The organism is uncultured Parabacteroides sp. (assembly GCF_905196875.1).
Classification (GTDB): domain Bacteria; phylum Bacteroidota; class Bacteroidia; order Bacteroidales; family Tannerellaceae; genus Parabacteroides.
Map to the genome: position 1 here is coordinate 1 of NZ_CAJJWO010000043.1, position 20,513 is coordinate 20,513.

At 42.9% G+C, this 20,513-nt stretch carries 17 protein-coding genes; 10 read left to right on the plus strand and 7 right to left on the minus strand.

All coding sequences use genetic code 11. The features are described from left to right. The first annotated feature begins 241 nt into the window (after positions 1-241). The 4 genes from QZ076_RS14300 to QZ076_RS14315 all read left to right on the plus strand — a co-directional run bounded on the left by QZ076_RS14300 (position 242) and on the right by QZ076_RS14315 (position 5,146). Positions 242-625, plus strand: a complete 384-nt coding sequence (locus tag QZ076_RS14300; RefSeq protein WP_075555910.1) for an START-like domain-containing protein — start codon at positions 242-244, stop codon at positions 623-625. A 72-nt stretch (positions 626-697) separates the two neighbouring features. Further along, positions 698-2,647, plus strand: a complete 1,950-nt coding sequence (locus QZ076_RS14305; protein ID WP_293714096.1) for an LptF/LptG family permease — start codon at positions 698-700, stop codon at positions 2,645-2,647. A 6-nt stretch (positions 2,648-2,653) separates the two neighbouring features. Then, the gene (locus tag QZ076_RS14310; protein WP_293714098.1) at positions 2,654-3,871 is read left to right on the plus strand and encodes a bifunctional 3,4-dihydroxy-2-butanone-4-phosphate synthase/GTP cyclohydrolase II; all 1,218 of its coding nucleotides are present in this window, start codon (positions 2,654-2,656) and stop codon (positions 3,869-3,871) included. An 81-nt stretch (positions 3,872-3,952) separates the two neighbouring features. Beyond that, the gene (locus tag QZ076_RS14315; protein WP_293714100.1) at positions 3,953-5,146 is read left to right on the plus strand and encodes a pyridoxal phosphate-dependent aminotransferase; all 1,194 of its coding nucleotides are present in this window, start codon (positions 3,953-3,955) and stop codon (positions 5,144-5,146) included. Between the two features lie 79 nt (positions 5,147-5,225). On the opposite strand, the gene tsf is transcribed toward QZ076_RS14315, so the two are convergent. From tsf to QZ076_RS14345, 6 genes are all read right to left on the minus strand, one after another. After that, positions 5,226-6,215, minus strand: coding sequence for a translation elongation factor Ts (tsf, locus tag QZ076_RS14320; RefSeq protein ID WP_293714102.1), 990 nt, complete (start codon positions 6,213-6,215; stop codon positions 5,226-5,228). Between the two features lie 141 nt (positions 6,216-6,356). Further along, on the minus strand, positions 6,357-7,202 hold the full coding sequence (rpsB, locus tag QZ076_RS14325; protein WP_075555905.1) for a 30S ribosomal protein S2: 846 nt from the start codon (positions 7,200-7,202) through the stop codon (positions 6,357-6,359). 136 nt (positions 7,203-7,338) lie between these two features. Further along, complete coding sequence (rpsI, locus tag QZ076_RS14330; protein ID WP_028729881.1) at positions 7,339-7,725, minus strand: 30S ribosomal protein S9; 387 nt, start codon at positions 7,723-7,725, stop codon at positions 7,339-7,341. Between the two features lie 5 nt (positions 7,726-7,730). Then, positions 7,731-8,186, minus strand: coding sequence for a 50S ribosomal protein L13 (gene rplM, locus QZ076_RS14335; protein ID WP_293714104.1), 456 nt, complete (start codon positions 8,184-8,186; stop codon positions 7,731-7,733). A 220-nt stretch (positions 8,187-8,406) separates the two neighbouring features. Beyond that, complete coding sequence (locus tag QZ076_RS14340; RefSeq protein WP_293714106.1) at positions 8,407-8,994, minus strand: hypothetical protein; 588 nt, start codon at positions 8,992-8,994, stop codon at positions 8,407-8,409. 57 nt (positions 8,995-9,051) lie between these two features. Continuing rightward, the gene (locus tag QZ076_RS14345) at positions 9,052-9,696 is read right to left on the minus strand and encodes a porin family protein (protein WP_293714108.1); all 645 of its coding nucleotides are present in this window, start codon (positions 9,694-9,696) and stop codon (positions 9,052-9,054) included. An 891-nt stretch (positions 9,697-10,587) separates the two neighbouring features. Here QZ076_RS14345 and dnaE point away from each other — a divergent pair. Continuing rightward, positions 10,588-14,391, plus strand: a complete 3,804-nt coding sequence (gene dnaE / locus QZ076_RS14350) for a DNA polymerase III subunit alpha (protein ID WP_293714110.1) — start codon at positions 10,588-10,590, stop codon at positions 14,389-14,391. A 73-nt stretch (positions 14,392-14,464) separates the two neighbouring features. After that, the gene (gene trxA / locus QZ076_RS14355; RefSeq protein ID WP_195375030.1) at positions 14,465-14,779 is read left to right on the plus strand and encodes a thioredoxin; all 315 of its coding nucleotides are present in this window, start codon (positions 14,465-14,467) and stop codon (positions 14,777-14,779) included. On the opposite strand, the gene mnmD is transcribed toward trxA, so the two are convergent. After that, complete coding sequence (gene mnmD, locus QZ076_RS14360) at positions 14,780-15,436, minus strand: tRNA (5-methylaminomethyl-2-thiouridine)(34)-methyltransferase MnmD (protein ID WP_293714112.1); 657 nt, start codon at positions 15,434-15,436, stop codon at positions 14,780-14,782. Positions 15,437-15,537: 101 nt separating this feature from the next. Between mnmD and QZ076_RS14365 the strand changes: the two genes are divergently transcribed. The 4 genes from QZ076_RS14365 to QZ076_RS14380 all read left to right on the plus strand — a co-directional run bounded on the left by QZ076_RS14365 (position 15,538) and on the right by QZ076_RS14380 (position 20,505). Then, positions 15,538-16,725: an AraC family transcriptional regulator gene (locus tag QZ076_RS14365; protein WP_293714143.1), complete on the plus strand. Its 1,188-nt coding sequence runs from the start codon at positions 15,538-15,540 to the stop codon at positions 16,723-16,725. Between the two features lie 151 nt (positions 16,726-16,876). After that, positions 16,877-17,611, plus strand: a complete 735-nt coding sequence (locus QZ076_RS14370) for an anti-sigma factor antagonist (RefSeq protein ID WP_293714145.1) — start codon at positions 16,877-16,879, stop codon at positions 17,609-17,611. Between the two features lie 7 nt (positions 17,612-17,618). Next, positions 17,619-18,560 carry an ABC transporter substrate-binding protein gene (locus QZ076_RS14375; RefSeq protein WP_293714147.1) on the plus strand — a complete coding sequence of 314 codons (942 nt, stop codon included), beginning with the start codon at positions 17,619-17,621 and terminating at the stop codon, positions 18,558-18,560. A gap of 7 nt (positions 18,561-18,567) precedes the next feature. After that, on the plus strand, positions 18,568-20,505 hold the full coding sequence (locus tag QZ076_RS14380; protein WP_293714149.1) for a SpoIIE family protein phosphatase: 1,938 nt from the start codon (positions 18,568-18,570) through the stop codon (positions 20,503-20,505). Positions 20,506-20,513 lie beyond the last annotated feature (8 nt).

Genomic DNA, 20,513 nt, shown 5'->3' on the forward strand with positions numbered 1-20,513 from the left:
ATGATTATGAATCATGCGCTCTAACCAGCTGAGCTATCTCGCCATCATGTTGTCAATTTTCCTTATTGACGCTGCAAAAGTAGATGTTATTTTTATATTATGCAACAGTTTCGTGAAAAAAAATCGTTTATTTTTCGGGGCTTTCAGCTAAGCCTTTAAAAATTAGATGTTTTTTTATTCTAAGAATATTGGCAAATAGCAATCTTTTGCCTATCTTGCTGCGCAAATAATAGCTGAAAAGATGAAAAAAGAGAAGTTTCATATCGAATACGTTTTCGATAAAGTTTCGCGACGAAGTTTATGGAATCACCTCACCACACCTCCCGGACTATCCGCATGGTTCGCAGATGATGTAACAATCAATGACAACACTTATATTTTTAAGTGGGACAGAGATGAACAGGAAGCCGAAGTACTGGCCGTAAAACCGGAAATAAGTATCCGTTATCGTTGGGCAGATGAGGATGATGACAATGTTTACTTCGAATTTTTAATTCACACTGTTGAGCTCACCGGAGCAACCGCTCTTGAAATTACCGACTTTGCCGAGCCGGATGAAAAGAAAGATTCGATCAATTTGTGGGACTCGCAAGTCTATGAATTGAAACGTACACTCGGTATTTAGGTTGTTTTAGAGATTTATGTCATGTACTTATCGTTTTTTACACTACTTTTGCCCCGTCAACCCGGATAGGTAATGTTGAAGATAAAACGATTATATACATTTATGCTGCAGACTTTCCTGCCGTTGTTCATTATGACCTTCGGTATCTGTCTGTTTATTGTACTCATGCAGTTCCTTTGGAGGTACATAGACGACATGGTAGGAAAGGGGTTGGGGATTCCTGTGCTCGGCGAAATGTTTTTTTATGCTGCTTTATTCCTCCTACCGATGGCTTTACCATTGGCCATCTTATTAGCGTCTCTGATGACTTTCGGAAATCTGGGCGAGCGCCTGGAATTACTGGCTATGAAATCTGCCGGGGTATCACTTATACATATAATGAGACCGCTTATGATAACAATTGGCATCATAAGCATCGGTGCATTCTTTTTCCAGAACAACGCCATGCCTGTCGTCCAGGTTAAATTATACTCCCTACTCTACTCCATGCGGCAGAAATCGCCCGAACTGGATATTCCGGAGGGGGTATTCTATGGGGAAATCACCGGATATAATGTATATGTAAAAGAAAAGGATAATAAGACGGGACTGCTGAAAGATGTGATGATCTACGATTATTCGGAAGGTTTCAACAATGCACGTGTTATCGTTGCCGATTCCGGGCGGTTGAAAACATCGGCTGATAAGTTATTCCTTGTCTTGTCGCTCTTCAACGGTGAATCGTTTGAGAATTTGAAGGCTCAGGCCAGCACGGGAGCAAAAACGGCTGTTCCGTATCGCAGGGAAAGTTTCAGTTCCAAAGAGATTCTTATCGAATTCGATGCAAACTTCACTCGTACGGACGAATCGTTCATGGCCAACCAGTATATGGGAAAAAAACTGAACGACTTACAGACCTCCATCGATTCAATGACCGTAAGGCTCGATAGCATAAAAGAGTTGAATGCGAAAAGTGTTTATGACATGTCTTATCGTCGTACATTCTCCAAACCCAGAAGGGCAGAGTCTGATATGGCTAAAACTACTCAGGAGATAAATACAGACTCAATCGTCAACAAGCAAAATGAACCGGCTATAATCATCAATTTCGACAGCCTATACCAGGCGGAAGCACCCAGCGGTAAAGCAGCCTTACTTGTACGCGCAAAGTCGAATATAGAGAGTGTAAAGGCCGATTACTATTTTAAAGCGGCAACTATGGGGGATGAAGCCTCGAAGGTACGTCGCCACATGACTGAATGGCATAAGAAATTTACCCTGTCATTTGCCTGTATGGTATTCTTCTTTATCGGGGCCCCGCTGGGAGCAATTATCCGTAAAGGGGGATTAGGTATGCCGGTTGTGATCTCTGTGATCCTGTTCATTTTCTATTATATTATTGATAACATCGGGTTTAAAATGGCCCGTGACGGTGTATGGGCAGCCTGGGAAGGTATGTGGTTGAGTTCAGCCGTACTGGCTCCGCTGGGGATATTCCTTACTTACAAAGCCGTAAACGATAGTGTGATACTAAATGCAGACACATACTTGAACGCTCTGAAAAATCTTATCGGAAAACGTTCCGGACGTAAGGTGGAAAAGAAAGAAGTAATCATTTTCACCCCCAACTACGTATCTGTTCTTCCACGCCTGGAAAAACTGGCAAACGACTGTGCTTCCTATTTACAGGGTCACAAACGCTGGCTTAATTATATTACTTTCTGGAAACAGGGAGGAAAAGATCATACAGCCGAACAACTGGCTGAAGAGATGGAAGGGATCATCGAGGAACTGGCCAACTCCGACCAGAACCTGTTATTGAACAAATTAATGGACTATCCGGTCATAGGCGGATACAACCAACTGAATGCCAATCTGAACGGAAAGATCGGACTGACACTCGGTATCTTCTTCCCGATCGGACTGCCGATCTATCTGCTCGCTACATATCAGCGCAAGCTGTTGCGTCATGATGTACAAGTAGTACAAAAGACAAGCCTCGAACTGGAAGAGATGATCAAGAGCTTAGAAACTAAAAATTAAAACGATATGAGTGATTTCAAATTAAACACGATCGAAGAAGCAATTGAAGATTTCCGCGAAGGAAAATTCCTGATCGTTGTCGACGACGAAGATCGCGAAAACGAAGGTGACTTTATTGTTGCTGCAGAAAAGATAACTCCCGATAAAGTAAATTTCATGATGACATACGGTCGTGGTGTACTATGTGCCCCGATCACGGAAGAACGTTGCCAGGAACTCGATCTGGATATGCAGGTAGCCAGAAACACTTCTATGCTGGAAACGCCTTTCACTGTAACTGTCGATAAACTGGGTGGCGGTTGTACTACCGGTGTCTCTATGTTCGACCGTGCCGAAACAATACGCGCTTTGGCCGATCCCCAGACAAAACCGTCTGATTTGGGACGCCCGGGACATATCAACCCGCTACGTGCCCGTTCCCGCGGTGTACTTCGCCGTGCCGGACACACAGAAGCCGCTGTCGACCTGGCTCGCCTGGCCGGACTTTTCCCTGCCGGGGCACTGATCGAGATCATCAATGAAGATGGAACAATGGCCCGCCTGCCTCAATTGGTAGAAGTGGCCAAGAAATTCGATATCAAAATTATCTGTATCAAAGATCTGATTGCTTACCGCCTGAAGACAGAATCTATTGTCGACAAAGGCGTGGAAGTAGATATGCCGACACAATACGGTCATTTCCATCTGATCCCGTTCCGCCAGAAAAGTAACGGACTGGAACATATCGCTTTGATTAAAGGAGATATCTCCGGTGAAGAACCGGTATTAGTACGGGTTCATTCATCCTGCGCCACCGGCGACATCTTCGGTTCGATGCGTTGCGAATGTGGCGAACAGCTCCACAGAGCAATGAAAATGATCGAGAAAGAAGGACGCGGCGCCATCGTCTACCTGAACCAGGAAGGACGCGGTATCGGCCTGATGGATAAAATGAAAGCCTATAAACTTCAGGAAGAAGGATTGGATACGGTAGATGCCAACCTGCATCTGGGACACCAGGCTGATGAGCGTGATTATGGTGTCGGAGCACAGATACTGAAACACATCGGTATCACTAAAATGCGTCTGATGACCAACAATCCGATAAAACGTGTCGGCCTTGAAGCCTACGGCTTGACGATTGCGGAAAATGTTCCTATCGAAGTAACTCCCAACAAATATAACGAGTTTTATATGAAGACAAAGAAGGAACGTATGGGACATGTACTTCACAATATCAAATAATTAGCAATTTGTTGCAAGAATGCCGATAATTAATTACTTTTGTCGCAACTATTTAAAACAACCTATACAAACAGCAGTGTCATGACACAAGTTTCAGATCGTTTAGCAAGTTTATCGCCTTCGGCAACATTGGCGATGTCTCAAAAGAGCAATGAGCTCAAAGCACAAGGTATCGATGTTATCAACCTGAGTGTGGGAGAACCTGATTTCAACACACCCGATCACATTAAGGAAGCTGCAAAAAAAGCGGTAGATGATAACTTCTCTCGTTACTCACCAGTTCCCGGCTACCCGGCATTACGTAATGCGATTGTTGCCAAGCTGAAGAATGAAAACGGATTGGAATATACGGCCAATCAAATTTCTTGTGCGAACGGAGCTAAACAATCCGTTTGTAACACGATTCTGGTATTGGTAAATCGGGGAGACGAAGTAATTATTCCGGCACCGTTCTGGGTTAGTTATCCTGAAATGGTTAAGCTGGCCGAAGGTAACCCGGTAATTGTTCCGGCTGGTATCGAACAGGATTTCAAGATCACTCCGGCTCAGTTGGAAGCTGCTATCACTCCGAAGACAAAAGCATTGATCCTCTGTTCGCCTTCCAATCCGACAGGCTCAGTTTACAGTGCTGATGAATTGGCCGGTCTGGCAGAAGTATTGAAAAAACATCCGGAAATCATCGTTATTGCCGACGAGATCTACGAACATATCAACTATATCGGCAAACACCACAGCATTGCCTCTGTTGAAGGTATGCAGGATCGTACTGTTATTGTAAACGGTGTTTCCAAAGCATACGCGATGACAGGCTGGCGTATTGGTTTCATTGCCGGACCGGAATGGATCGTAAAAGCCGTAAACAAACTTCAGGGACAGTATACATCAGGCCCTTGCTCTGTATCACAGAAAGCAGCAGAAGTAGCTTATACAGGCTCACAGCAACCGGTTGAAGATATGCGTAAAGCATTCGAACGCCGCCGCGACCTGATCGTCAACCTGGCTAAGGAAGTTCCGGGATTCGAAATCAACAAGCCGGAAGGAGCTTTCTACCTGTTCCCGAAATGTAGCTACTACTACGGAAAGACAGACGGTACAAATACAATCAACAATGCTGACGACCTGGCTATGTTCCTGTTGGAAAAAGCACATGTTGCCTGCGTAGGCGGTACTTCTTTCGGTGCTCCCGAATGTATCCGTATGAGCTATGCTACCAGCGATGAAAACATTGTAGAAGCTATCAAACGTATTAAAAATGCTTTGGCTACTTTAAAATAAGGAAAGTAAAGTCTTATAACACAAAAAAGGGACTCCGATTAATTTCGGAGTCCCTTTTTTATTTCATTGCTTACGCTAATTATTCAGCACGCAAAGTGAAGCGTTTGAATGCAAGAACTTTCAATTCAGGATCTGCTTCCTTCATTACTTCTCTTACAGTCTTCTTTGCATCCATGATGTCTTCCTGGTTCAACAGGCAAACTTCTTTCAAGAATTTGCTAAGACGACCTTTTGCAATATTTTCAATCATCTGCTGAGGTAAGTTAGCAGATTTTTCCTCTGAAACCTTAGCGATGATTTCTTTAGCTTTAGCCACATCTTCAGCTGTAATCCAGCCTTTAGCCATATTGCTTTCCATGTGATCTTCGCTATCAACATGCGTAGGATTGATACCAGCTTTCTTCAGGGCAGCTTCAACAGCTTTCTGAACCTGCTCAGCTTTAGTCTTTTCAATAGCTACCTGGATTTCAGTTTCTTTTACTGATTCAGAAACACCATCTTCATCGATAGCGATCGGGTTCATAGCAGCGATCTGCATAGCTATGTTATGAGCTACATTGTCTGATTCCTTGTTGAAAGCAACGATTGTACAAAGCATGTTCTTACCCATGTGGTTGTAAACAGTGGTGTAAGCGCCTTCTACTACATTGTAGCCGTCCAATTCCATCTTTTCGCCAGTGATACCGCTACGGTCGGTAACAGCGTCCTGTATAGTACCTTTACCCATCGGCAGAGCTTTCACTTCGTCCAGAGTCTTGCACTTGTTAGCCACAGCAGCGTCAAGGATAGCCTGAGCCAGAGCAATGAAGTCTTCATTCTTAGCAACGAAGTCAGTTTCGCACTTCAAAGCGATAACTGCAGCGAACTCACCGTCTTTCTTAGCCAACACGCAACCTTCAGAAGCTTCACGATCAGAACGTTTAGCAGCGATAGCCTGTCCTTTTTTACGGATAATTTCCATTGCCTTTTCGATGTCACCGTCAGCTTCAGTCAAAGCCTTCTTACAATCCATCATACCAGCTCCACTCAATTTGCGCAGCTTGGTAATATCAGCCATAGTTACAGCCATAATCTTATTTCCTTATTTAATTGTTTATACTATTCTAAAACAACAATGGACAACCGACAGTTGACAATTACTGTCAAAAGCCAATTGCCCATTGTTTTATATTCTAATTGTCAATTGCAAACTGTCAATTGTCAATTATATTTATTCTTCGATATCTTTAGCGTACTTGTCAGCGACTTTAGCGTTCAAAGCGTCTTCGTCTTCTTTCTTAGTACGTTCTTTCTTTACAGTAGCTTTTCCTTTGCGTTCTCTTTTAGGACCTTCGCCTTCACCGGCAGCTTCTGTATCGATCTTTTCAGCTTTGCGTTCCTGCAGACCTTCGTTCATTGCTTCGCAGATAGCGCCTAAGATAACTTCTACTGATTTAGTAGCGTCGTCGTTAGCCGGGATCACGTAGTCAATGTTGTTAGGATCAGAGTTAGTATCAACCATACCGAAAACGGGGATACCCAGACGGTTGGCTTCGCGTACTGCAATATGTTCTTTCATCACGTCAACAACGAACAAAGCAGACGGCAGACGAGTCAAGTCTACAATAGAACCTAACGTCTTTTCCAGCTTAGCACGCTGACGAGTGATCTGAAGTTTTTCTCTTTTTGACAGATTATCAAATGTACCATCTTTTGTCATCTTATCGATAGTAGTCATCTTTTTGATGGCTTTACGGATAGTCGGGAAGTTGGTCAACATACCACCCGGCCAGCGTTCGATAACGTAAGGCATACCTACAGAAGCAGCCTTATCAGCGACAACTTGTTTTGCTTGTTTTTTAGTAGCAACGAAAAGTACTTTCTTACCCTGTTTAGCCAGGTTTTTCATTACTTCTGCTGCTTCGTCTACTTTAGCAACTGTTTTATATAAATCAATGATATGAATACCATTGCGCTCCATAAAGATATAAGGAGCCATAGCGGGATTCCACTTTCTCTTCAAGTGTCCGAAGTGTACACCAGCTTCTAATAACTGATCAAAATTAACTCTTGACATTTTTTTCTTTTTAAATCGTTTACTTTCTGTTTAATTTTCAACTATCAGGTAGTCCTCCGGCATGTCTGCATGCAAAAGAAATCCCGACAATTTAGATACTAAACGCTTTGTCCTTGTAAGAAACTCACAAATAACATTAACGTTTGCTGAACTGGAATCTCTTACGAGCTTTTGGCTGACCCGGTTTCTTACGTTCAACAGCACGAGGATCGCGAGTTACGAAGCCTTCTGCTCTCAACGCAGGTTTATCTTCCGGATTAATCTTGATCAAAGCACGAGCGATAGCCAAGCGAGCAGCTTCTGACTGACCTTTGAAACCACCACCGTCAAGGTTGATCTTGATGTCATATTGTTCTTCAACATTCAGCTTTGCAAGCGGTTGCTTAACAATGAACTGAAGGATTGTAGAAGGAAAGTAATTTGCAAGATCACGTTTGTTGATAGTTATCTTTCCCGTTCCTTCGCTTACGAATACGCGAGCAACTGCTGCTTTACGTCTTCCTATTGCATTTACTACTTCCATAGTTATTATTTAAGTGAGTTTATATCGATTGACTTAGGTTGTTGAGCTTCGTGCTTGTGCTCTGTTCCTGCATATACATATAAGTTACCCAGTAACTTTGCACCCAGACGATTTTTAGGCAACATACCCTTTACTACTTTTCTGAACAGACGATCTTCGCCCTTCTGCATCAATTCTGCAGGAGAATATGCGATCTGTCCACCGGGATATCCGGTATATCTCAAATAAACACGATCGTTCCACTTGTTACCTGTCAGAACGATTTTATCTGCATTGATAATGATTACATTATCACCACAATCAACATGAGGAGTGAAATTGGGTTTATACTTACCGCGCAAAAGTTTTGCTACTTTTGCACAAAGACGTCCCAAAGTCTGTCCATCAGCGTCAACGATGACCCACTCTTTGTTTACAGTTGCTTTGTTTGCAGAAATGGTCTTAAAACTTAAAGTATCCACTGCTTAATAAATTAATTAATTAATAACTCTAAAAAACAAGCGCTCAGTTTCTCACTACCATTATCACTACGGACACTTGACGTAATAATGTGCTAAAAACTAAACCCTTAGTACAATTTGATAATATTCGGCTTGCAAAGGTACGGCTTTTCTTCGAAATACAAAATATTTGTACATCTTTTTCATTATGAACCGCTAAGAGAGAAAGGACGATCGTTTTTTATTTGAATCGGATTTGCGTATCGATAAAATACAGGTCACCGTCTATTCCATGAAGAACATTGTTAGGTACAGCATCAAATATCTCATATTTATCGTTATGAAATTCATCCGGATAATCCATAACAAAGCTCAGAGCTTTCATATAGGAAATAATCTCGCTTTCTGTTGCTTCTCTTTCCGCTCGCACATAGGGTTGCAATAAGACTGCGCAGAATTCTTTTTTAGAATTATATGAAAAACCGATTAGCTGATAACAGACGTTGCTAAAGAAGTGGTTATGAGCAAAGATTCTGGTAAAAAAATTCTCCAGGTCATCTCCTGCATAATCAAAATTATTCAATTTTATAACAGAAGACGCACCATCATAAAAGACTTCGTTTTCACCCCCCTTATCTAAAAAGATAACGGAAGAATCATCGAGACTAATCCAAAGATTATATTTAAAAGCAAATTCTATTAACTCTGAGATTTGCCTTCTCTTGTAGCCCTCTGCCGGTTCAGCATTTCCTGTTGCTTCCTTGCATCTGCCAACGACACCGGATGCATCTTCCAATAGCTGATAGAATCTTTGCTGCGTTCCATCCATTCTTTGTGAAAATCATTTATGTATATTGTTTGCTCCATAAGCCTAAAATACTTTTAATTACTTGCGGAAATAATACCCCAGAGAGAAAGTTACGTTATTTTGATAGAGTGATGATTCGCCGTCATGTTTAGAGGTACGGCGGTCGAGCGTTCCGCAAAGGGCGGATACGGAGAAGAAGAAATTGGAATATTCGACCTGCAAACCGAGGTTTACTCCCAGGTCAAAGGTTTTAAGGTCTGCTTCGCCGGACTGACCGAAAACGATGTCGGTATTCAGATTTTCCTTCGTTTTCATTTTGCCAAACAGAGAGAAATCGACAGCCGGACCGGCGATCACACTGAAATAAACATCGGTAAACTGAAATGTATAGACCAGATTTACAGGTACCAGAATAGAATAGTAGTTACATTTAGTCTTGGGATAAGCCAGTTCCGGACTTTCTCCGTCCGAGATTTTGGACAGATAATTACCACCTTGATTCACAAAAGCGACTTCCGGCTGCAATGACAATTTCTTATATAAAGGTATCTGAGCTAGTCCGGCCACACTGAATCCGAAACGGGCTCCCGATTGATAATTATTATCTATTTTCTGTACCAGTGACGAATAAGCTAAACCGCCACGTACTCCCCAAGTGATCTGTGCGCCAGCGGGCACAATCATCAACATCACCAATATTATTACCAATCCGATCCTTTTCATACTAAATGCTCTTTTCTACCGAACAAAGATAGTTTTTTTTTCTAATGATGATACTTATTCTATGATTTTAACGTATGATTCAGCTACTGAAGAGTTCAGGACATACACTAACTAATAAAGCCACCCCGACCCTAAGGCCGAGGTGACTTACTTTTGTCTGTTTTTGCTCTTAACAGAGATCGAAGAGAAGAACTTTATTTCATTACTTTAGTATTAATATAGACCACTTGTTCGCCCTCGCGGGGCAATTGGTTGATTCCTGTCCGATATCACCGCGCAGTCAAATTTAAATTTATTGATTATAAATAGTTTCTTATTTTACGATTACTTTTACAGATCTTGACGAGTTTTGAATATTCGGAATTTGCCAGATGTGAGCGTTAAGCGCAGCAGCCGGAATGAGCGTCCGAAAGGATTGCTTGGTCGGTGAGCTACTACTCTTTAGGAGAAAAAATGCCATATATTATGAAAATGTTTTGTCATAATATATGATACAGTAATTTCATAATATATGATACAGTAATAGCGAAAGTTTTAAGAATATCGATTCCACATTAGAAATACAGGTACGCACCACCCTTTCGGAAGTCTGGCATGAAATAGAGCATAATATGTGGTATAAATGTAAAAAGGAATGGCAGTCGCTGGAAGACGAATCAAACATGATATTTGGATGGATATTTCATTTAATAACATTATTTATCTATGTAATTATCTGTTTGTGAAAAACACAGCGATACACGAACTCACACCTCCCGCATTAATACAACGATTTGAGAAAACTTTCGAACAGGATAGTTAAAGGCATATCTGTTTTAAAGATTGAGGCACTCGTTTCCAAACAAAAATAGTACCTTTGTTAGATCAAAATAAAAAGTTTTTCAATCATATATGGAACCATTTATACATCTACACGTACACACCCAGTACTCGCTACTGGATGGTCAAGCCTCTATTGATGCGTTGATCGACAAAGCACAGAAAGACGGCATGAACGCAATAGCCGTTACCGACCACGGTAACATGTTCGGTATAAAAGAGTTCTTCAACAAGGTTTCCAAAAAGAACGGGAAGCCGCTCGGTGCTATCAAAGACCTGGAAAAAGAACAGAAAGCACTCAAAGGGAAAGAAGAACTTACTGCCGAAGAACAGGCACGCCTGGGAGAGATCCCGACTTTAATAGAAGCTGAAAAGAAAAAGATATTCAAGCCCATTATCGGCTGCGAATGTTATTGTGCCCGCAACGGAAGACACAATAAAACGACGAAGGAAGACCGAAGCGGTTACCACCTGATCGTATTGGCAAAGAACATGAACGGCTACAAGAATCTGATCAAGATGGTTTCCATCTCGTGGACGGAAGGTTTCTACGGACGGCCGCGTATCGACCATGAACTGCTGGAAAAGTATCATGAAGACCTGATCATCTGTTCAGCCTGCCTGGGTGGAGAAATCCCGCAGCATATCATGCACGATCGGATAGATAAGGCGGAAGAGTCTATCCAATGGTTCAAGAGACTGTTTGGCGAAGATTATTACCTGGAAATGCAACGGCACGAGACACACGACCCGAACGCCGACTGTACCACCTATCCCAAACAGCAGGAAGTCAACAAGGTACTGATCGAACTCGCACACAAACATAACGTCAAGCTGATCGCCACCAACGACGTCCATTTCGTAAACGCTGAAGACGCCGAGGCACACGACCGCCTGATCTGCCTGAGTACCGGAAAAGACCTCGACGACCCGACCCGTATGCGCTATTCCAAACAGGAATGGATGAAAACGACGGCCGAAATGAATACCATCTTTACCGATATACCGGAGGCCCTCAGCAACACGCTCGAGATTGCCGACAAAGTGGAGTTCTATTCGATCGACAGCGGTCCTATCATGCCGACCTTCGCTATTCCCGAAGAGTTCGGAACCGAAGAGTCATACCGCGAAAAGCTATCCGAGCAGGAGTTGTTCGATGAGTTTACCCGTGATGAGAATGGAAATGTGGTATTGAGCGAAGAAGATGCAAAAGACAAAATAAAGAAACTGGGTGGATACGATAAACTTTACCGTATCAAGCTGGAAGCCGACTATCTGAAAAAACTGACTTACGACGGAGCCAGAGAATGCTATGGTGAAGATCTGTCGGAAGAAGTAAGGGAACGTCTGGATTTCGAGTTGCACATTATGAAGACAATGGGGTTCCCCGGATACTTCCTTATTGTGCAGGACTTTATTAAAGCAGCCCGCGAAGAGTTGGGCGTATCGGTAGGTCCGGGACGTGGTTCGGCTGCCGGCTCGGCAGTGGCTTACTGCCTGGGGATCACCAAGATCGACCCGATCAAATATGACCTGCTGTTCGAACGTTTCCTGAACCCCGACCGTATCTCCCTCCCCGATATCGATACCGACTTCGATGATGACGGCCGCGGAGAAGTATTGCGTTGGGTAACGGAAAAATACGGAGCCGACCGGGTAGCACATATTATTACGTATGGTACAATGGCCACCAAATCGGCTATCAAGGACGTCGCCCGTGTGCAGAAACTACCGCTTTCCGAATCCAACCGCCTGGCCAAGCTGGTGCCGGATAAGATTCCGGATATGAAGAAGTTTAAGTTGAAAGATGCCATCAATTACGTACCCGAACTGCGCGAAGCGGCCACCGGAAGCGATCCGCTGGCACGCGATACTTTGAAGTATGCACAGATGCTGGAAGGTAACGTGCGTAATACGGGTGTACATGCCTGTGGTGTAATTATCGGACGGTATGATATATCCGACGTCGTTCCGGTAAGTACCGCAAAAGATAAAGAAACCGGCGAAGAGATGCTGGTTACCCAATATGAAGGTTCGGTAATCGAGGAAACCGGACTGATCAAGATGGACTTCCTGGGACTGAAAACCTTGTCTATCATCAAAGAAGCCATCGAAAATATCCGTTTGACGACCGGAGACGAACTCGATATCGATCATATCAGCCTGGAAGATCCGAAAACATACGAATTGTATTGCACCGGAAAAACAACCGGGACATTCCAGTTCGAGTCCGCCGGTATGCAAAAGTACCTGAAGGAGTTGCAACCTTCCAAGTTCGAAGACCTGATCGCCATGAATGCCCTGTATCGTCCGGGGCCTATGGATTATATTCCCGACTTTATCGACCGTAAGCACGGGCGTAAACCGATCGAGTATGATATCGCCGTCATGGAAAAATACCTGAAAGATACATACGGTATTACGGTCTATCAGGAACAGGTCATGCTTCTGTCGCGTCTGCTGGCAAACTTCACCCGCGGTGAGAGTGATGCCCTGCGTAAGGCGATGGGTAAGAAACTGATCGACAAGATGAACCACCTGAAATCGAAGTTTATGGCAGGTGGCCAGGCAAACGGTTATGAGGCGAAGACACTTGAAAAGATCTGGTCCGACTGGGAAAAGTTTGCTTCTTATGCATTCAACAAAAGTCACGCCACCTGCTACTCGTGGGTCGCTTACCAGACCGCATTCCTTAAAGCGAACTATCCGTCCGAATACATGGCAGCCGTACTGAGCCGAAGTTTGTCCAACATCGTAGATATCACGAAGTTTATGGATGAATGTAAAGCGATGGGTATACAGGTATTGGGACCTGATGTGAACGAATCTATCCTGAAGTTCAGCGTCGATAAAAACAAGAACATTCGTTTCGGACTGGGAGCCGTGAAAGGGGTCGGCGAGTCAGCCGTACTGAATATTATTGAAGAACGGAAGAAAAACGGGCCATATAAGAACATCTTCGACTTTGTGGAACGCGTCAATCTGACATCGTGCAATAAGAAGAACATCGAATCATTGGCTTTGGCGGGTGCATTCGACAACTTCGGCATCCAGCGCGAACAATTCTTTGCTGAAACAGGTAAAGGTGAACTCTTCCTGGATACACTGGTACGCTATGGTAATAAGTTCCAAATGGATAAAAGTTCTGCCGCCAATTCTTTATTTGGTGGCGACGATCTATTAGTAGCTATTACCAAGCCGGAAATTCCGGTTTGCCATCGTTGGAGCGATCTGGAACGTTTGAATAAGGAAAAGGAACTGGTAGGTATCTACCTTTCCGCTCACCCGCTGGACGAATACCGTATCGTATTAACCTATGTATGCAATACGGGAATGGCAGAGATCAATGACCGGGAAAGCCTGAAAGGGCGCGAAATACTGCTGGGAGGTATCGTTACCGACTTCCGTGAGGGAATGACCAAGACAGGAAAGCCTTATGGAGTGGTTAAAATAGAAGACTTCACCGGCAGTGGCGAGATTGCTTTATTCGGTAACAACTATATAGAATACAGTAAATACTGCAAACAAGGTATGTATCTGCTCATCAATGCCCGCGTAGAGCCCCGCCGTTGGAATGAGAATGAACTCGATTTCAATATCGGTTCCATCCGTTTGTTGCAGGATGAAAAGGATAAGCTGATCGAAAAGATCAGTATTACCTTGCCTATCCACGACCTCGACGAGCCTACAGTCAATGAATTATCGGTGCTGATCAAAAACAATCCGGGACAGAGCTTGTTATATTTCAGAGTGGTTGATGGCGAACATAACATTTCACAAAACTTCTTTTCGCAGAATATCCGGCTGAATGTAACCGGTAAGTTAGTGGAATTCCTGCAGGAGAACGAAAATATTGATTTCAAAATTAACGGCTAAAGTTGTACGGTGTAGAAAGAATTAGTACTTTTGACACCTCGAAAAGGGAACAATTTAAATTAGATATATAATTATGGCACTAGAAGTTACAGATGCAAATTTTGAGGAGTTGGTAAACTCTGGCAAGCCCATGGTCGTTGATTTTTGGGCAGAATGGTGCGGTCCTTGCCGCATGGTAGGTCCGATCATCGATGAATTGGCCACAGAATATGAAGGTAAAGTTACAATCGGAAAAATGGACGTCGACAACAACAATGATGTAGTTGCTCAGTTCGGTATTCGTAATATCCCGACTGTATTGTTCTTCAAAGACGGAAAGTTGGTAGACAAACAGGTAGGTGCAGCACAGAAACCTGCGTTTGTTGCAAAGATCGACGCACTTTTATAATTACTTCATAGCGCGGAGCATTTCGCGCTTTCCCGGGGGGCCGGGTATTCTTTCAACAGAATACCCGGCCTCTTGCATCATACGACGTACTACTCCTTTAGCACAGTAAGTGGTGAGGATTCCTCCATCTGTCATATGTGCATATAATCTGTTGAATATTTCCTGGTTCCACATTTCTGGCTGCTTATCGGGTGCAAAGGCATCAAAGTAAATAAGGTCTATTCCTTCGGGAAGTTCGCAACTGTTATTATCACCCTGTATCTTATGCAAGGTAAACCGCCCGGTGATATTTACCGGCTCGTTCCATACGGCTACATGCAGGGAGTCGAACAAGTCCTTCTTTTCAGGACAAATCACTTTTCCATAATTCAAAGCCTGTACAAGCTCCGGTTCAAGCGGATACAGTTCAATGGAATAATAGTTTACATGGCGGCCATTCTCTTCCGCATCCAGGAGCGTAAGAAAGGCATTCAGTCCTGTTCCGAAACCAATTTCAAAAACGGTAATATCTTTCTTTGACAAATGATGCAATCCAGCCTCTATAAATACGTGGCGCGACTCCTGCACCGCCCCATTCACCGAGTGATAATGCTCGTCCATCTCCGGGATAAACAGGGTATGACTACCGTCTGCAGTCTGTTGTAGCTCTCGTTTCATATGATTTTCTTACGCTTTCATTATTTTTTAGATTCTGCAAAGATATAAAAATATAGAATTGATTACTTTTACATTCGAAATCATTACTAGTAACAAGATAGATGCTACAATATTTTATCCTCTCCACTCCTTCTTTTGTCTGTTTGTTCTGGGCTTTCGCCTTGCTGATAAAAAAAGGGAAAAACTTCCGAACCAAGAGAGTCCTGGCAATCGACCTGCTTTTTTGTTCTGTTGTATTCTATATATATGGAAGTTTCTTCGTGCCCGATACCGATTATGAAAACCGTTATTGGCAGGATATTATTTATACATTTTTCCTTCCGATGCTTTACCCGCTCCACATGATCTATGCCAAACAGCTGACAGATACAAGAAAGTTCCAGTGGTGGGTCATAGTGGCATTCGCCCCTCCTTTTATATTAACAGCATTAACTGCTACCGGCTATTTCTTGATGGGAAAAGAAAACTCCATCATCTATGCCCGTGACTTCCTGTTCAACTATGGAGAAAAGCATTTTCCTCCCGATTACCCATTGTTTAAGCTACAATATTTCTGGAATGAAGTACTGTTCATTATCGTTATCAGTATTCAAACAGTAGTTACGTTTATTTATTTTTCATACCGTATCATCAAATACAGGCACCAGCTAAAAGAGTTCTATTCTAATCCTGATGAACATTTCCAGTGGAACTTTTATTTTATATTTGCTGCTACCGGGATCTATTCATTGCTTACCTTCATAGCTGTACTGGCAGACCTGAACAGTTATAGTTCACGTCCGATATATGTCAACACCATATTTATATTTTTTGCAATCTCCAGCTATATATTAGCCTATGCAGGCTATCATATCCAGTATACTGCTCAAGATTTTGCCCGTCAACTTGCACAGGCCGATCTTGCCGAAGAACAAAACAGTAATACTTTTATCGACGATTGTGATAGAAAAAAAAGTTACAACCCAAGACTTGTCTCTCTTTTCACCCGCCTGATCGAAGAAGAAAAAATATATCTGAAAAGCGATCTGCGTCTGGATGAAGTTGCAGCAATGGTTCAAACCAACCGTTGTTACATATCCCGCCTGATAAACGAAAAATACCAGTGTACATTTTCCGAATATATCAACAGTTGCCGGATAACTTACGCACAGGAATTGATGCGCCGAAACCCATCGATGAAACAAGAAGTGGTAGCCGCCGAATCCGGGTTCTCACATGTGAGTACTTTTAGCAGAACTTTCAGGCAAGTGATAGGAATACCACCTAAAGAGTGGCTCAAACAACAGTAATAACAGCCCAAATATACGAATTGCAAAGAGATTTATATCTTTCGTCAAGATCGGATACATAAGAAAAACAAGGCATTTCGAACTTTCTCCATACTTTTGCGACCATCACAAATGATCCCGGTATTAATACAGAATATTATCTTAAAAGAAGATGGAGAAAGAAATTATCATTGAAAACGATTTATCAGAAATAATTCGTGTCACCCGATTTATTGAATCACTGGGGGTAAGTCTTTTCCTGCCCTCCGCCACAACAAGGCGTATTTGTCTTGCCGTTGAAGAGGCTGTTAGTTGCACCATCCACCACGCCTATCCTGATGGAGCAAAAGGCAAGATCAAACTAAAGATCAGTCAGGTAAACGGTGACATAAATTGTATGATAATAAACGATGGAATAACATTCGACCCGACACTGCTACAAGAGAAAATCGATAATTCATCTTTAGAGGATATGCTGACCGGAGGATTAGGATTCTTCCTGATCTTCAGAACAATGGATGAAATAGCTTTCCATACTGACGGTTCCCTGAATTTTCTAATGATGACAAAAGGGCTGGGGGATGCAGACGAACCCGAAAGTTCTCTAAACACCAATATCTGTAAGGTGGCAGGAGGTGTCATTATTACCATTGAAGGACGCTTGGATACAATGAATGCCCGCAGGTTTGATACTCTTATTCGTCCTGTACTGGACAACGGCACCCCTGAAATCGTTGTCAACTGCGAAAACTTAACGTATGTCAGTAGTTCCGGATTGCGTTGCTTTATCCTGATGCAAAAGAAAGTTGACAGCTCGCATGGACTACTCATTCTAAAAGGTGTATTACCGGAGATCCGTAATATTTTCGATATGACAGGCTGCTCATCCCTGTTCACCATACACTGACAAACTTATGATCAAACGACACATCCTCTACTTATTGCTTATTCTCCTATATATACCAGATATGGTAAAGGGGCAAAGCATCACGATCACCCCCAAATGGACGGCACAAGCACAATTTACCGGTTATTATGTGGCAGATAAAATGGGATTTTACAAAGAAGAGGGGCTCGATGTACGTATCGTGCATCCGGCCATCTCAGAAAGTTCTTTTTCTGTCTTGCAGAGTGGAAAAGCCCAGGTAGCCGTTATGAACCTGTCGTTTGCCCTGACGGAAAGGGCTTCGGGTGCTAAAATTATCAATGTGATGCAAACCTCACAGGAAAACAGCCTGATGCTGGTTAGCCGTCAGCCATTAACTGATCTGGCAGCATTGAAACAAAAAGATATAGCCGTATGGAACCACCTGAGCCAGAATCTACTGGATAGGATTGCTACGCGCTACCAACTTAGCGGTAAATGGATACGCTTCAACAGCGGCGTCAATATATTCCTTGCCGGGGCTGTCGATATATGCCTTGTAGGCAGTTACAATGAATATCTACAATTAGAGGAATACGGATTGCAACCGAACTCCACTTACCTTCTACATTTCTCCGACTACGGTTACGACCTTCCGGAAGACGGGTTATACGTCACTGAAAATTTCTATCACGCGCATTCTGAAATTATCCCCAAACTTGTACGCGCCAGCATCAAGGGCTGGGAATGGGCAAATGAACACAGGGAAGAAGCCCTGGATATCGTGATGGAATTCGTACGCAACAATAATATTGGTACCAACCGCTATCATCAACGCAAAATGCTGGAAGAATTGCTTCGGTTACAAGTGGATAAAAGTTGTAATAAACGAACATTCCACCTAAGTCCGGAAGATTTCAAACTGGCTTCAGACATCCTGTTGAATGAACAGGAAAGAGAAGATATACATTATTCTGATTTCGTTAAATAACAATCCTATGCATCCTATCAGACAATACTTTCAATTCAAGTCATTTGCCAGCCGGATGAGCATCTATGTACTTTCGTTCACACTGATGGTATTTATCGCTATCATCACACTCTTCTATTTGTACAGCCGTGAAAAGGTAACAGACTTTGCCATAAAAAGTACCCATGAACAATTGGAAAACATGGCTACCAAGATCGGCGACCTATTGAATACGGTAGAGACAACAATGAACCAGACAAGCTGGATGATAGAAGAGAGCCGAAATGACCCGGATTCATTGTTCCGTATCGTTATGGCTGTCGCTAAAAACAACGATCTGATTGTAAGCAGCGGTATCGCATTCGTACCCGACTACTACAAAGAAAAAGGGAAGTACTTCATGCCTTACGCCTCATATATAGACAAAAAGCTCGAATGTACGGTACTGGGTAGTCCGACCTACGATTACCCTTGCATGGATTGGTATCTGGTTCCGAAATTACTGAAGCAGAACTATTGGAGTGAACCTTATTATGACGAGGGGGGAGGAAACTTTATCATGACTACGTTCTCCATGCCTCTATATGATGACGCAGGAGAAGTATATGCAGTCTTTACAGCTAATATTTCGCTGTCTCAATTCACCGATATGGTATCGCAATTAAAGCCCTATACCACCAGTTTCACCTTTTTACTAAGCCGCAACGGTAGCTACATAACCAACCCGAACCGTTCAAAGATCATGAATGAAACCATTTTCACCGATGCATCGGCCAGTAATAATCCTGAAAAGGAGCAAATTGGCAGGGAAATGCTGGCGCAACAGACAGGAACGGCTTTAATCAACCTCGACGAAAAACCGGTATATGTTTTCTATACGTCGATTCCTCACATCGGCTGGTCTGTGGGCAACGTTTGTCCACCTGATATTATTTTACAAGAACTGGATACTATCTCCAAACAAATCATCTTTGTTTCATTAGCCGGAATGCTGATCTTATTCTTTATTATTTATATCATTATCCGCCGCCTGGTAGATCCGCTGGCACAATTCTCACAATCAGCCCGGATCATTGCTACGGGACGGTTCAACGTAAAGCTGCCGCAAGTCAAATCGCACGATGAAATAAAAGCCCTGCATGATTCGCTCGCTTACATGCAGCAATCGCTATTCGATTACGTAGTCAAGCTCCGTGAAACAACCGCAAGCAAAGAGCGAATCGAAAGCGAACTGTCCATTGCCAAGGAAATACAGATGGGAATGGTTCCTAAAACATTTCCTCCTTTCCCGGGACGCCATGATGTAGACCTGTATGCCATCCTGCAATCAGCAAAGGAAGTAGGAGGCGACTTGTATGACTTTTTCATCGAAGGCGACCGGCTCTACTTTATCATAGGAGATGTATCAGGGAAAGGAGTTCCGGCTTCTCTGTTTATGGCCATTGCCCGGAGCTTATTCCGTACCATCTCACGTAATATAGATTCACCTTCAGAGATCGTGACAAGAATGAACAACTCTATCTCGGAAAACAACGAGTCAAACATGTTTATTACACTTATCGTCGGCATATTGGATCTACAAGCCGGGATACTAAAAATATGTAATGCAGGCCATAATCCTCCGGCATTGATATTCCCCGACGGAAGTGTATCGTTCATGGAAACACAAAAGCAATTGATCGTAGGTATTATGCCGGATTATGTGTATTCGGACCAAACTATCAATCTTGAAAAAGGAACTAAAATATTCCTTTATACCGATGGAATAACAGAGGCGGAAAATACAGCAAAAGACTTATACGGAGAAAAAAATCTCCAAAAGACACTGGCTGCCAACACCCGTCAAGATATACGGACAATGGTGAACTCCATTATCTGCTCGGTCGCATTCCATGTACAAATGGCCGACCAAAGCGATGACATAACAATTTTAGCAATACATTACGAACCGGAAACTAGTAAATAAGAAAGGAC